We start from the raw sequence: 13,857 nt of genomic DNA on the forward strand, positions 1-13,857 counted from the left end.
TCAAAGTTTAGAATACTTGTCCATTGAGCAATGGTATGATACCAACAAATGCGGTGATTATAGCAGTTGCAGCAGCGATAATATATTGTTGAGTTTTGGAGTGTCTATTTGCTAATATACTTGCCATTGTGCTAATTTTTGTCGCTATTTGTGCTTGCGTGGTATCTAATTCATACAAATCAAAAATCTTAGCCCAAATTCCAGCCTGCAAAGCCCCATCACTTGTAATAACAGGCATAGAAAAGTATTTTTCTAGGTTAAATTTTGATGCCTCCTCGTTGATTTTCTCCAAATTTGCCCCTTTTTTCGCAGAATCCTCAATAAAGCTTTCTAACTTTTCTTTATATGCTCTTGCTATGATATAAAGTATCATCGTTCGCATAGCAAGAGAAAAACGCTTGGAATCTACAAATATCCCCTTATATCCAAAGTAAATATCATCGTTATTTTGTCCAGTAGAATAATAATCACCTTTTTTAATCAGTCTAATAAGTGGATTAACATACTCTTCCCCATTATCATTATTTTCAAATTCTTCCCCATTCAATTTATTAAGATAAATCACAAAGGCTTCTTTTTTACTAATCTTTGTCGTAGTTATATAATATTTTCTATCAAAGGCTTCAATAATCGCTTCATTTCACAGGATTCTGCCTGATACATTTTGTTGCTCTAAGTCTTTGAAATAAAATTTGATATTGCTTCTCACTTCACTTCTTAGCCAACTAATTCCGCTATTTAAATGCCTTTTTAATTCTAAAAGATTCTCATTAGGGCAAAGCTTAAAATCACTAGGAATATCTTTATCAAATTCATAGATATAAAACTCGTGTTCTACATTTTTATGATAAGCCCATTCCGCTTCTGATTTTGCGCCATCAAATGCACCCAATGCATTAAAGCTATCTAAATGCCAGTCATTTAGCATATAGCCTTCAAAGTCTTTCGCATTTTTAAAAGCATATTTTAGGGATTTTAAAAGTTCTGTTCTCCATTCACTAAGATTTAAATTAAAATTCTCACAATTTTCAAATGCACTATCCATAGATTCCAAGCTTTTTGTTTGCCACTGCTCTATACCACTTATATTTCTTGCTCCCTTAAAAGCTTCGTTTAATGATTGAACTCCACTGACATCCCAAGCACTTAAATTTATCCCATTTAAATCTACATTTTTAAAAGTTCTATTCATTGAAGTAATATGTGTAACTTCCCAGTTTTCAATGCCACTTAAACTGCCTGTATAGTTTTCAAAAACGCCATCTAAATTTTCTAAAAACGCAATAGAAACCTTGCCTAAATCTATGCCTCGCTCAATAGATAGCTTTAACTCATTTGTATTTTTTGGTTCAAAAATCTCAGTAGCTAAAGCCTTTCCCGCTAAGACTTGTAATCCAATCTCTGTGATTTGAAATTGCTTTCCGTTACGAGAAACAAGCCCTTGTATCCTTATTTTATCAAGCACAGACCTAACACCTAGCAAATATCCATCGCCGTGCTTTTTGTCTTTTATCTCTGCGATTTCGCTGACAATCTCATTAAGTTCTAAGCCACCATTTTCTTGCAATAATCCTAAAATTATTTTCGCAATCTCATCATTTTGCGTGCCATTGTTTAGTATTGCTCTTTTCTCTTCTAAAGCTCTCTTTCTATCATAGAGAAACTCTTTTATATTCTTATATCTTCGTTTCTTGTTTTCTTGTAAAAACCCCACCAAATGTCTTTTTCCATCATAGCTAAGCCAATACTTGTCATTTTTTTCTCCTAACGACCTATATAACCCAGCATTCAGTAGCCTTTCTCGCAAAAGCCCCATAGCCCATTCAAATTCTTCTTGTGAAAACCGCCCTTCCAAACTCTCCAAAATCTGTTCTTTAGTCGCACCATTTTCATCATTCTTGTTTAAAAAATCTACAATGCTTTCAAGTATTTCCATTTTGTTTTCTCACACATTAAAATAAAATTTTTAAGATTATTTCACCACGCGTAGGAACTCTTGCTTACAAAACGCACGCAAATCGCGTAAGCTAGGCAGGCTAAGATCGGTATTGAGCCTATCATCGCTGATTTCTTGCTCTAAAAACTGCACGACCTCATAGCGTGCGTTTAGGGCGACTTTGCCAGACAAAGAGGTCTTTTCATTTCCGGTGATTGGCTGCTTGATGAGATTGTGAGATTTGCCATTGATCCTAGCCCAAGTCATCTTGCTCACAAGCCCCACATCATCGCGTATGCCGGAGTTATACGCGTAGCTCCCCACGCCAAAGCACAAAAACTGCGTAGGATTATAGGCATTATCCTTGCACCATTTGTAGATTTCCCTAGCACGATCTAGCGTGATCGCATCGCCATAGATGATTTTGACTCTATCAAGCCCGAAATACTCATCAAGCAAACGGATCACGCCCTTTTGCGCTCGGGGATCACTTGCTCCTTCATCGCCCGTAAGGATCGCAAAAGGATCGCCAGAATCCGGTCTTAGCACGATGGGCTGGGGTCGCTTCTGTATCATCATATAGGCTTCTTCATCATCTCTTAGTGCTTGGATAATCGCCCATAGATTCCAAGTATCTGCCACGATTGAGACCATAGAAGCAGGAAAAGTGCGCATTATGCGCTTGAAGCTTTCCAGCTCGCCACTCTCCCCGCCTAGGCACATCACGCTATGCTCACTCGCAGGGATCGAGCCTAGCATACTTACATCACCACCGTAGTTTTCGCATACATTTTGCAATGCCATCATAGAATCACTCCCGCTGAAAAAGAGCAAATGCCCCATTGATGAAGCATAGCAATCAGCGATGCCATTCATACCGCGCTGGGCGAAATCGTGGAAATTATAGCTATCATCGATATAGCCGCCTGCGCAGTCGTATTCTATGCGCTTAAACAGCGCGGCTTGTGTGGCGACAAAGCAGCTCTTCCATAGCTCTGAATTCAAATAAGTCTCTACAAAATTCACAAACCAGCAGTGCTTTGCTTGATCGCAAGAAATGGTGATAATAGGCGTGTTTGAAGTGATGAAACTGCCTTCAGGCAGGAGCTTAAAGCGAAGTGGCATATCCTTGGGCAAAGCAAGCCACTTATCTAGCAAAAATGCATAAGACTCTTGGGTAGGATCTAGCTTCATAAAATCGCTATATAAAAACGCTAGCCCTGCTTGCACACTCTCTTTAGGCGTATTGATAAACTCATCATATAAGCTATAAAGCTTTTGTATCGCTTGGCGCATACCAAAGGCTACAATATGCCCATTTAGCGTGCTTAGATCAAGTCTAGGATTGCGGCAGTAAAGCACGCTATATACTTCCTCCACGCCTCTTGGATACATTGCAGCGTGTGTATATTTGTAGCAATCCGCGATGAATAGTAGCTTTGGGTAGGGGTTATTACACTTTGGTTGCATATCTCTCCTTTGTTGGCAGATTAGTGTCAGCAGATTCTAGGTAGCAGCTCGCCTTGGGGATATTCCATAAATCGTTTTCCGCCCCACTCATTGATAAGCACTACGCGTGATTTGGTCTGCTTGCTTGCAGCATATACCTCGCCTATCACGCAAGCCTTGCTTCCTAGAGAATGCCCACGCAGTATATCACATACTTCTTGCGTATCGCTCTTATCGACAGCTAGCACGCATACGCCCTCATTTGCCAAGTGGCTAGGCTCAAGCCCTAGGATCTCGCAAATCCCCTGCACCCCCTCATCAATAGGCAAAGCCCCTTCATCAAGCTCAATGCAAAGCTCTCTATCTTGCACCCATTCGTGTAGCACCGCAGATAGCCCGCCGCGCGTGGCATCGCGCATTGTGTGGATTCTAGGGCATTTGGCAAAAAGTGGGGCTAGCATAGGATAGAGCTGGGCGCAGTCGCTTTGCACGCTGGATTCTAGCTTGATATTTTCACGCGCGGCAAAGATACTCGCCCCGTGCGCACCTATGGGCGCGGAAACAATGATACTATCGCCCACACTTAGAGCTTGCGTAGAGACATTAGGCAGGAGAATCTCACCTAGACAAGTTGTATTGATAAATAGCTTATCAATGCTGCCCTTTGGCAGGACTTTTGTATCTGCACTAAGGATTTTAAGCCCTGTAAGGCGCAATTCTTTAGCGATACTTTGGATAATGGATTCTAGCAGGGCGATTTCTAGCCCCTCTTCTAGCATAAAGCCAAAGTTTATATACACAGGCTTTGCCCCCATCATCGCCACATCATTGCTACTCCCACACACGCTAAGCTTGCCTATATCCCCGCCAGCAAACACCACAGGCGTGATCACAAAGCTATCTGTGCTACACGCCATAGCACTATGTGGGCTAAACACCCCAGCATCCTCCCCCAAAGACACGAAAAATTCACGCAAATGTGTGAGAAATACTCTTTCAACAAGCGCGTTTGTCGCTACACCGCCACCACCTTGTGCAAGAGTGATCGTCTCCATTGCTAGCCTTTAGAGCAAATGCCCTAGCTTTTGCTTTTTTACTGCAAGATATTTGGCATTATGCTCATTGCTCTCTACAATGATACTTGCTCTCTCTACTTTCACATACGCGCTAATGGCTTGTATCTTGCGCGGATTATTCGTAAGCAAGCGCACCTGCTTAATCCCATAATGCGTAAAAATCTTTTCTAAAATCCCATAGTTTCTATCATCGCTTGCAAAGCCTAGGGCGATATTTGCCTCCACGGTATCAAGCCCTTGGTCTTGCAGGGCATAGGCATTGACTTTGTTAAATAGCCCTATGCCTCTGCCTTCTTGCCGCAGATAGATAAGCATACCGCCGCCATTTTCACCGCCATTTTTAGCTCCATCTTTAGCATCTTGGGCGATTTTTCTCATCGCTAGATCTAGCTCTGGTCCGCAGTCGCATTTGCACGAGCCAAAGACATCGCCGGTTAGGCACTCGCTATGCACGCGCACAAGCGGACTCTCTGGGAGGTGTGGCGTCATCACGACCAAATGCTCTAGCACTGCGCCGCTGGATTCTAGGGTCTCTCTAAAAGATTGGATAAGAAAATCGCCATAGCGCGTAGGAAGCTTGGCAAGATTAGAAATAGTATGCATAAATAATCCTTAGTAAAAATACTTGCTTTATAGCAGGCTTTTGCTTAAAAGCGCATAGCAAAGCCCACGCTTGTAGGGCTAGCATAAGAAGCGATCTCGCGCACATCGCGCACGCCCATAAACTTAGCAAACCCAAGATCGCGCATAATCACGCCGATAGGATCCATAAGCCCTACAACAATCAGCCCTAGAATCTTAGAGCCAAAGAGGCGATTGTCATTAGATTGGATATATTTGGTGCTTTGGTAAAAGATCTCGCCAAATATCGAGCCCATAGCCGGCGTGTAGATGAGATCTTGCCAGCTTGGGATCTCCACAAATGCCTCAATCCCATACTCCCAAAAAATCGATGAAGTGATGAAAGAAAACAGAGCCGACTCTGCCCAAGAGTATCCCGCCACGCGCGGCTGCATATAATACACCGCGCCGAAATATGGATGCGCTACACCATTGAGCCAGAAATTATCGCTATCAATCACAGGTCCTACTTGCACATCTTGAAGCCACGCCTTAAAGCCAAAGCGCGAGCGATCCCAATTTGTAACACTCTCTGGCATAATGTAAAGCCCAATAATACTCACAATGATCCCCCCACCTAGCAAGCCTATGGTGGTATTAAGATAAGTGCTAGGGGAGTCTGGCTTGTAGTAAGCGGGAGATTTTGCAGCGTGGAGTGCGGAGGTGGATTCTAGGGCTTTTGCAAGGGGGGGCTTAGGGGAGGTGCTAGAATCCAGCTTTTGCCTTGTGGGAGAGAGATTTGGCGAAGAGATGTTTTGCGCGGAGGCTTTTGCGACATAGAATCTAGGAGGGGCATATAGCACGCTATCGCTTGCTTTGTGGGCTTTGCTATTTTGTAATGATATGTCGCTTATGGGGTGCGCACACATAGGCTGCACAGCAAGCACACTACACAAAAGCAAGAGCCATATTCTCATTCCTATCCTTATACTGCAAAGGGTCTATTGTATCGGCTTTTTTCTCACAACATCATAAAACAGCAGAGCACATATTAGCACAAGTGCCGGGAGCAAAAACAGCTCTTGCCCAAAGAGCAAAAGACAGCCTAGGCTCACAAACACCCCCATAAAAGGAGCTTTGTAAGATCTAGTGCTTTTGCACACATCAATAAATAGCACGATAAAAATCGCATTCATCACAAATCCCATACCTTGTGTATTGATCTCTATATATCCTCCTATGATCGCCCCGCTCACACAGCCGATGATCCAATAGCTATGGTGCAAAAACGCCACCGCACACATAAACGCCCCTGTATCAATCTCTGCTTGCTTGGCTTTTAGGTGGATTAGGGCAAATGTCTCATCAGTAAGTGCAAAGGCTAGATACCACTTTTTCTTAGGATAAGGGGCAAAGAGATTTAAGCACGAAATCGCGTAAAAAATCTGCCTTGCATTGATCATAAGCGTGAGTAAAAGCGTATCAAATAGCCCTACGCCATTTGCCAGCAGCCCCACGCAAGCAAACTGCGTAGCCCCCGCATAGATAAATACACTCATACCTAAAGCCCACAGCGCACCAAATCCCGCTTGAGCTAGCAGCGCACCAAACACCCCGCCCATAAGCACATAGCCCACAAAAATCGAGAGCGTATATGGCAGAGCTATACGCAGACTATGAGCAAACGCACCAAATCTACTAGAATCCACTTTTTACAATCCTTGTGTAACATAGAGCTGCAATCATAGCAGATTCTATGCAGATTTTTTGGGCTTGGTGTAGGGGGAGTGTTTAAGGTTCGTTTAATCTACTCCAAAGCTGGTGCTATTCTAGGTAGCAAAATGAAACAGCAATGCCAAAACTTGAAAAATTTAAGCTGTTTTTTTTTTTTTTTGTTTTTACAATAACCGCACTTTACCAATACTTTACAACATTAAAGGGGTGTCCTATGCTGAAAAACCTAAACCTAGGCACAAGAGTATCGCTACTACTTGCTGCTATCATCATCGTATGTATGGCGACTATGACTTTCGTCATCATCGGCTCTTCCACCGCTATCCAAAAGCGCGAGGCGCAAAAGCTCCTTACCAATGTCTCCTTGCGTATGAGTAATTTGCTTATGGGAAGTGTGAATCAAACCTTCGCATTTCTTGATGGCGTGCATAACTCTATCGAGGCAAATTTGAATGGCAGCACAGCCACAGAAGCTGAGCTAGAAAAAGTCATCGAAGATATGCTAGATGCCAACGACAACGCCAACTTCGGCTACTTGTATCTTAAGCACTTCAAGCCCTCCAAGTCTATCAACACCCTGAAAAACGGCGAGTTTATGATCGTGCGAGGTGATAGCGATATCGACAACGAAGGCGGGCTATACACAATCCCAGCAAGCGAGCAAATCCTGCAGTCCCAAAGCTTGCAAAAGGCTCTAAAAACACAGGGCAACACCATCGGCACACCGACATTTGCCGATCTTGATGGCAAGGGGCAAAAGCTACTCTCTGGGCTCAATATCCCTATCAAAGACAAACAAGGCAGGGTTATAGGGGTCGTGGGGCTAGTGATAAGTATGGATCGAGTAAATTCTTGGATGCAAAATGGCAATTTGAGCGTGTTTGATGGAGACTATCGCTTCATAATGACAGAAGATGGCGATATAGGCGTGCATCCACACCAAGACGCGCTTGGCAAAAACATTTTAGAAGTCAATGCCGATGAGCACGCCCAAGCCCTAAAGCAAGTCGCCAAGGCACACGACTCAGGCATTTATGAATACAAAACCATAGACAAAAGAGACGCGCTAGTAGGGCTATCCTCCTTGCAGCTCTACAACACAGGGACATATTGGAGTGCTATGGTGGTAGCCCCGCTAGATGTGATTATGCAGCCGGTGTATTCTCTGCGCAATTTGATCGTGCTATGCGTGGTGATTTCCCTGCTGATTGTGATCATCTCTGTGTTTTTCTACATCAAGCAAGCGGTAGTCTCTCGGCTCAAAGTCGTCTCAAATCTATTAGTAAATTTCTTCAAATACCTAAACCACGAGACAAGCACGCCACCTAGCCTTGTAACCCCAAAGGCAAATGACGAGATAGGCGGTATGGTGCTAGCGATTAACCAAAACATCGCCAATACGCAAAAAGGCTTAGAGCAAGATAAGCAGGCAATCGCCCAGTCTGCCCAAACTGCCAAGGATATAGAATCTGGCAAGTTTAGTGCTAGGATCACCGCTATACCCCATAACCCCCAGCTAGTGGAGCTAAAAAATGTCCTAAATGCTATGCTCGATGTCTTGCAGAACCACATCGGGCGCGATATGAACGAGATCCAGCGCGTGTTTGATAGCTTTGTGAAGCTTGATTTCACCACAGAAATCGCCAATGCAAATGGGCGAGTCGAGCTTGTAACCAATACTTTGGGGCAGGAGATTAAGAAAATGCTAAGCTCATCTGCTAGCTTTGCCAACTCGCTCAATGAGCGATCAAACGAGCTAGCAGAGTCTATGCAGCGGCTCACAGAGTCTAGCTCCCAGCAAGCAGCAGCACTAGGGCAGAGTGCCGCTGCCGTGGAAGAAATCAGCTCCTCTATGCAAAATGTCAGCACCAAGGCACAAGAAGTAACCCAGCAGACAGAAGATATCCGCAATATCGTGGGCATTATCAAAGACATCGCTGACCAAACCAACTTGCTAGCCCTAAATGCCGCCATTGAAGCAGCGCGTGCTGGAGAGCACGGCAGGGGCTTTGCAGTCGTGGCAGATGAGGTGCGAAAGCTAGCAGAGCGCACTACAAAGTCTCTAGGCGAGATTGAAGCTAATGTCAATCTGCTTGCCCAAAGTATCGTAGATATGAGCGAGTCTATCAAAGAGCAGACCGAAGGGCTAGCGCAGATCAATGAGTCTATCGCCCAAATCGAGGGATCGACCCAAGAGAACGCCACCATCGCCAGCCATACAAACGACATCACGCAAAAAGTCGGCGACATCGCAGAAGAAATCATCAAAGATGTCAATACGAAGAAATTCTAGGTGTTGGTAATAAATGGATCGCCACGCAATCGCTGTCGCGCTTGCTCGCGATGACGGAGAAAGAGCTGTCATTGCGAGCGAGGCAATCTACTCTCTGTCATTGCGAGCGAGCAAGGCGAGCGTGGCAATCTATTTTTATAGCTTGGCTTAAAGTTGCGTGTGCTAGGATTGCGGCTTTTTAACGACAAAACAAGGAATATGTATGAAAGTAAAGGTGCTATGTGTCTCGCTGGTGGTGGCGCAGTGGGCGTGGGCGATGAATGTGGATAAAGCCAACTTTTATACGCGCGACTACCTAGACTTTGGGCAGAATTTGGGGCAATTTACTCCGGGAGCGAAAAATCTCACAATCACTAGAAAAGATGGGCAGGTAGTTGATCTGCCAGACTTACCTTTCCCAGACTTTTCTAAATTTGATGGCTCTAACCGCACTTCAGTAGGTGGAGCTTATACTGCTTCTGCGAAGCATATCGTGCATCCAAGAGATAAATTTATACCAAAACCAAACATTAAGCTTGGTGATTCATCGTATGCTGATCAAAAGGATAAAATATACGCAAGTGACTCCGCATACACAAGAGTCAATAAATTTATCGTAGAGGGAGGATATAAAGTTACAAGCCTCCGTGATGTAAAACAAAATGCCGAAAATTATATGACTCGCTATAAAGGCGAAGAGCATATTTTAGTATATAGAAGCGGTAGTGGGCGTATGAGTTTCCAGCGTTGGGATGGTGGTCCCGGAGCTGGAGATTCTGTAAAAACAGGAGTTAGAGCAGGAGGCTTATTTTTTGTCAAGAAGGGCAATATTAGCGATGCTCAGTTATTGATACAGCGAAATGGCAATCATTATGGTCCTCTTAAAGGGCTTATCAACACAGGGGATAGTGGGAGTCCTGCCTTTGTGTTTAATAATAAAACAAAGGAGTGGGAGCTTATAGGGACTGTTCACGGTGCTACGCCAGCAGATCCCAAATACCAAAGTGTAGTAAATACTTTTTGGGCTGTTGTTAATCCAAAAGAGCTTGATAATTTTAAAAAACAATTTGAAAAACAAAGACAAATAGACGATGGGCAGTATCACCAAGAGCGAGATAAAGACAGCGTATATACTGAAAGCGGCACGATTAGGGTTGATGAAGCAGTAGATCAAGGCATAGGGGGAATAATCTTAAGGGGGGGGGTAAAACGCTTAACATTACAGGCAGCGGCTCTTTTAAAGGTGCGGGGATAGATATAGATGATAAAGATTCTAAAGTAGTATGGGGTATAGAAGTCAAAGGGGATTTACATAAAATCGGCAAAGGGGAGCTAGAAGTAACTAAGCAAACAAATGGTGCTTTGCGTATGGGCGAGGGCAAGGTAAGGCTAAGGGCTGAAAATAGCTTTAATAGTGTCTATCTAGGCAATAGAGAGGGTGAGCTGATAATTGAAAATGAAAAGGCGATAAGCGATTATAATCAAGTGAGCTTTAGCAAAAGTGGAGGCACACTCAATCTCAATGGCTTTAATGCTACGATGAGTGGGGTTAAAGCATATAATGCGAGTGCTTTTATCACTAATAAAAATGAAGAAAAGCTCTCCACTCTCACACTCAATAACACAAGCAAAACGATGATACACGCCCATATCAGCGGCAATACCACCATACAAGCACAGGCTACTAACAATAACACAAGCGACAATAAGGCAATCATCTTTGATGGGGGCTTTGCTATAAAAGAGCTAAAGGGGAGCGGTCAGCATATCGTGCTGCAAGGCAAACCTGTGCCACACGCGACTTGGGAGGGTGGTTGCACAGGTGGTAGTCAGTTTCCTATCCCTATTCCTAAAGAGTGCAAAGTAGGGCATTATATCAATAGATATGAATCTCAATATCCTAATATGACTACTCAAGGCGTAAGCTTCAACCAGCCCGATTGGCTGCAAAGGGAGTATCGCGGGAATATCAGCCTTGATAACGGCTCAAAGCTCTATATAGAAAAAAATGCCGATGTCAAAGCAAATATCACACTTGATAACTCTACCCTAGAGTTTAATAGCAAAATGCTCTATATTGATAAACACGACAGCAAACAACTAAATCAAAACATAGCGAGTCAAAGTCTTAACAATGGTAACACAAAAGACACTATCACCTATAAAGGCGATATAATCGCAAAAAATAGCTCAAAGATAGAATCCAAAAATGGTATCAAAAGCTTTGAAGCAAGTGTATATTTGGATAATAAATCTAGCTTAAGTGCTCCCAACGATGATATAAAGCTCCTAGCAGGAGGGCTTACCTTGCTTAATGGCAGCACCTTTAGCGCGAAGTCCTTGAGTGTTGATAAGGTAGAAAGCTTAATATGGATAGATAAGGATTCTAGCCTAAGCCTAACAAGTGGCATTACTATCAAAGATAGCCCCTTTACTGCGCTCTACACCGCTAAAGAAGACTTCAGTAAAAGCAACGCCACAACACCTACTGCTAGAAGCACGACTCCTAGCCCAGCCGCCCAAGCAAATCCCACAATCACTGCTACAAACTCCACACTCTATATCGCCAAAGACTCTCAAATCCCTAGCATAAGCCTACAAAGCAACTCTAAAGTATGGTTTGAGTATATGAGCGATAGCACGAGCTTAGGCAAGATCAATTTTGCTAGCAATGGCGGTAGTAATACCATAATGGCACAGACTCTCCACCACGCACAAGGGCAGAATATGGCGTGGCATAGCAATGCGAGCGCGCGTAGCGCAAGCGGTAGCAATGGCGCGATAGCAAGCCTTACAATCACAGATATGCTACACCTTAGCAATGTCGGTGGCACAAGCGGCACAAATAACGGCAACGGCGACACAAGCTCCGCAAACACTAGCGATGACAATCGCTTCCTAGCCCTAAATTTACCAAACACTACCCTACACTTTGCTAGCAATGCGCGTGTGTGGGTGGAGTTTGCCAAGACGCACGATGAGCTTTTCGCCGATACGACTCTAAACCACGATGGCAGCAAGCTCTATCCAATGCTAAAGGCTAAAAAGCTAGAGACCAAGGGCGATCTCATCGTGGGCTTTGCTGGGCAGACTAGCCGCAGCACAAGACAGGCTGTGGCTACGCACACAAGCACGGGCATAGACATAAGCTTCACAGATATAAATCAAGTCGATCCTAGCAAAATCCTAGCCGACATCAGCAAAACACTGCCGAGCATAAAAGAGATAGATTCTAGGCAGAAAATCTTGCTAGATAGCCTGCTACTCGCACAGAGAGATCATCAGCTTGTGCTTGATGCGGCGTTTAATAAGCATAGTGTCGCAGCGGCTACGCAGCTGCTACAAGGTATCCAAAGGATTGATAGCAATGCCAAGCAAATCGCTAAAAATGTCAGCCAAGATGCCAATCTAGCCCTAATCAACGAGCAGCACAATATCATCACAAACCGCATAAGCACTCTTAGGCTTAGTCGCAAAGACGCGCCGCTAAATCAAGCTGTCCGCCTTGCCGCGCTTAAAAGCGATGTGCCAGATAAGTCGCTCACAAGGGCGGCTTTAAACAAGCCACTGCGCAATAATGTGTGGATCAACGCTGGGGGCGGATATTTCAATGGCGCAGGTGGTAGCGCAAGCAGCGGCTATCTAGCATACACTAGCACCAATATGGGCTATGATAGGAGCTTTGGCAGTGGGGAGAGAAGCTGGGTAGCAGGGGGGCTACTAAGCTTTGGCGCAAGCTTTGGGAGCAATAGCGCGTATAGGGAAAATGCGATGAACTATGGGGCTGGGCTGTATAGCGCGATGAAGCTTGGGGCAAATGAGCTGCAGCTTGATGGCAGCTATGTCGCAAGCCTAAGCCAAAAATCCGCGCAAAATGTGGATAGGATCGAGACGCTTAATCATAGCGTGGGGGTCAATGCGACTTATAAATACGCGCTTGAGATAGGCAGGAGCAATGCGATAAAGCCGGTGCTAGGGCTAGAGTATGTGGCGAATATGATGGCAGGATATACGCTCGATCTGCTAAGGGTCAATGACTATACCTACTACGCGCTAAGTGGGCTTGCTGGGCTAGAGTATGCCTACACAAATAAGAGCTTTTTCTTTAGCATTCGCGGAGCTGGGAAAAAGGCTTTTGCAAGGGCTGGCGATGTGCAAGTGGGGATAGATGGGGCAAATCGCTTTGTCGGCTATGCGTTGCAGGGTGATGAGATGATATATAAGCTAGATTGTATGGGGGACTATAAAGTGGGCGCGCTGACTTTGGGGGCTGCGGCGAACTTGCAAGCGACTATGAGCGGGAGAATGGGGGTGAGTGGGCTGGTGAAAATGGAATACAGATTCTAGAGGCTGGTGGATTCAGCTTTTGGGCTAGAATCGCGGATTTCATCGCCGCGCTGCGTCGATAGACCTCTAGTCTTATCTCCTTGCGCGGCTCGAAAAGCCACGATTCTATCTCCAAAATCCTAGAATCCACTTTTGACATTAAAGCCCTTTTTTACGCTTCACGCCTTTTTCTGTCATTGCGAGCTTTGCGATAGCAAAGCGTGGCAATCCACAAGCACAAAAAACGCAAAGCGAAGCTTCTTTAGAAAAGTGGATTCTAGCGATGATTATTCTGCTAGCGCAGAATGTATGGATTACTAAAGAAGCTGCGCTGCGCTTGCTTTGCCACGCGGACAAGTCCGCTCGCAATGACAGATAAAGACATTTTTAAAAAAGTGGATTCTAGTGTGGATCGCCACGCTTATTTTACTCGCTCGCGATGATAGCAAAGGGGTCGCACCCTGCTGGCTTTAAGCAAATTTTAGCTACAATCCCTGCCTTAT

The 13,857-nt window shown here is 44.5% G+C and carries 13 protein-coding genes; 5 read left to right on the plus strand and 8 right to left on the minus strand.

Going from position 1 to position 13,857, the window contains the following annotated elements; translation table 11 throughout:
• Positions 1 to 7: 7 nt before the first annotated feature.
• The 7 genes from NYG90_RS08430 to NYG90_RS08460 all read right to left on the minus strand — a co-directional run bounded on the left by NYG90_RS08430 (position 8) and on the right by NYG90_RS08460 (position 6,731).
• Entirely contained in the window at positions 8 to 565 is a 558-nt protein-coding gene (locus NYG90_RS08430; protein WP_285264932.1) for a hypothetical protein, read from the minus strand.
• Between the two features lie 75 nt (positions 566 to 640).
• A complete protein-coding gene (locus NYG90_RS08435; protein ID WP_285264933.1) occupies positions 641 to 1,936 on the minus strand; it encodes a BspA family leucine-rich repeat surface protein in 1,296 nt (431 codons plus the stop codon).
• A 36-nt stretch (positions 1,937 to 1,972) separates the two neighbouring features.
• Positions 1,973 to 3,406 (minus strand): nicotinamide phosphoribosyltransferase domain-containing protein, encoded by a 1,434-nt coding sequence (locus tag NYG90_RS08440; protein WP_285264934.1) that lies wholly within the window; start codon positions 3,404 to 3,406, stop codon positions 1,973 to 1,975.
• Between the two features lie 26 nt (positions 3,407 to 3,432).
• Positions 3,433 to 4,440, minus strand: coding sequence for a hydrogenase expression/formation protein HypE (gene hypE, locus NYG90_RS08445; protein WP_285257580.1), 1,008 nt, complete (start codon positions 4,438 to 4,440; stop codon positions 3,433 to 3,435).
• A gap of 9 nt (positions 4,441 to 4,449) precedes the next feature.
• Positions 4,450 to 5,064 carry a GTP cyclohydrolase II gene (gene ribA / locus NYG90_RS08450; RefSeq protein ID WP_285257579.1) on the minus strand — a complete coding sequence of 205 codons (615 nt, stop codon included), beginning with the start codon at positions 5,062 to 5,064 and terminating at the stop codon, positions 4,450 to 4,452.
• 44 nt (positions 5,065 to 5,108) lie between these two features.
• Positions 5,109 to 5,999 carry a DUF3943 domain-containing protein gene (locus NYG90_RS08455; RefSeq protein ID WP_285257578.1) on the minus strand — a complete coding sequence of 297 codons (891 nt, stop codon included), beginning with the start codon at positions 5,997 to 5,999 and terminating at the stop codon, positions 5,109 to 5,111.
• A 24-nt stretch (positions 6,000 to 6,023) separates the two neighbouring features.
• Positions 6,024 to 6,731 carry an AzlC family ABC transporter permease gene (locus tag NYG90_RS08460; RefSeq protein ID WP_285257577.1) on the minus strand — a complete coding sequence of 236 codons (708 nt, stop codon included), beginning with the start codon at positions 6,729 to 6,731 and terminating at the stop codon, positions 6,024 to 6,026.
• Positions 6,732 to 6,970: 239 nt separating this feature from the next.
• On the opposite strand from NYG90_RS08460, the gene NYG90_RS08465 reads away from it, so the two are divergent.
• From NYG90_RS08465 to NYG90_RS08480, 4 genes are all read left to right on the plus strand, one after another.
• Positions 6,971 to 9,049 (plus strand): methyl-accepting chemotaxis protein, encoded by a 2,079-nt coding sequence (locus NYG90_RS08465; RefSeq protein WP_285264935.1) that lies wholly within the window; start codon positions 6,971 to 6,973, stop codon positions 9,047 to 9,049.
• A gap of 13 nt (positions 9,050 to 9,062) precedes the next feature.
• Complete coding sequence (locus NYG90_RS08470; RefSeq protein ID WP_285257575.1) at positions 9,063 to 9,200, plus strand: hypothetical protein; 138 nt, start codon at positions 9,063 to 9,065, stop codon at positions 9,198 to 9,200.
• A gap of 51 nt (positions 9,201 to 9,251) precedes the next feature.
• The gene (locus NYG90_RS08475) at positions 9,252 to 10,283 is read left to right on the plus strand and encodes a S6 family peptidase (protein ID WP_285264936.1); all 1,032 of its coding nucleotides are present in this window, start codon (positions 9,252 to 9,254) and stop codon (positions 10,281 to 10,283) included.
• 113 nt (positions 10,284 to 10,396) lie between these two features.
• A complete protein-coding gene (locus NYG90_RS08480) occupies positions 10,397 to 13,375 on the plus strand; it encodes a hypothetical protein (protein ID WP_285264937.1) in 2,979 nt (992 codons plus the stop codon).
• On the opposite strand, the gene NYG90_RS08485 is transcribed toward NYG90_RS08480, so the two are convergent.
• Positions 13,320 to 13,514 carry a hypothetical protein gene (locus tag NYG90_RS08485; RefSeq protein WP_285264938.1) on the minus strand — a complete coding sequence of 65 codons (195 nt, stop codon included), beginning with the start codon at positions 13,512 to 13,514 and terminating at the stop codon, positions 13,320 to 13,322. The two genes, NYG90_RS08480 and NYG90_RS08485, sit on opposite strands and share 56 nt — an antisense overlap.
• Here NYG90_RS08485 and NYG90_RS08490 point away from each other — a divergent pair.
• Positions 13,508 to 13,675, plus strand: a complete 168-nt coding sequence (locus NYG90_RS08490; RefSeq protein ID WP_285257572.1) for a hypothetical protein — start codon at positions 13,508 to 13,510, stop codon at positions 13,673 to 13,675. The genes NYG90_RS08485 and NYG90_RS08490 overlap by 7 nt on opposite strands.
• The last annotated feature ends 182 nt before the right edge of the window (positions 13,676 to 13,857 follow it).

This window comes from Helicobacter zhangjianzhongii, assembly GCF_030249855.1.
Classification (GTDB): Bacteria; Campylobacterota; Campylobacteria; order Campylobacterales; family Helicobacteraceae; genus Helicobacter_B; species Helicobacter_B zhangjianzhongii.

Coding starts and splice junctions, on each gene's coding strand:
- ribA (WP_285257579.1), bottom strand. CDS start 5,064: ATGCATACTATTTCTAATCTTGCCAAGCTTCCTACGCGCTATGGCGAT.
- NYG90_RS08475 (WP_285264936.1), top strand. CDS start 9,252: ATGAAAGTAAAGGTGCTATGTGTCTCGCTGGTGGTGGCGCAGTGGGCG.
- hypE (WP_285257580.1), bottom strand. CDS start 4,440: ATGGAGACGATCACTCTTGCACAAGGTGGTGGCGGTGTAGCGACAAAC.
- NYG90_RS08470 (WP_285257575.1), top strand. CDS start 9,063: ATGGATCGCCACGCAATCGCTGTCGCGCTTGCTCGCGATGACGGAGAA.
- NYG90_RS08480 (WP_285264937.1), top strand. CDS start 10,397: ATGGGCGAGGGCAAGGTAAGGCTAAGGGCTGAAAATAGCTTTAATAGT.
- NYG90_RS08465 (WP_285264935.1), top strand. CDS start 6,971: ATGCTGAAAAACCTAAACCTAGGCACAAGAGTATCGCTACTACTTGCT.
- NYG90_RS08485 (WP_285264938.1), bottom strand. CDS start 13,514: ATGTCAAAAGTGGATTCTAGGATTTTGGAGATAGAATCGTGGCTTTTC.
- NYG90_RS08440 (WP_285264934.1), bottom strand. CDS start 3,406: ATGCAACCAAAGTGTAATAACCCCTACCCAAAGCTACTATTCATCGCG.
- NYG90_RS08435 (WP_285264933.1), bottom strand. CDS start 1,936: ATGGAAATACTTGAAAGCATTGTAGATTTTTTAAACAAGAATGATGAA.
- NYG90_RS08455 (WP_285257578.1), bottom strand. CDS start 5,999: ATGAGAATATGGCTCTTGCTTTTGTGTAGTGTGCTTGCTGTGCAGCCT.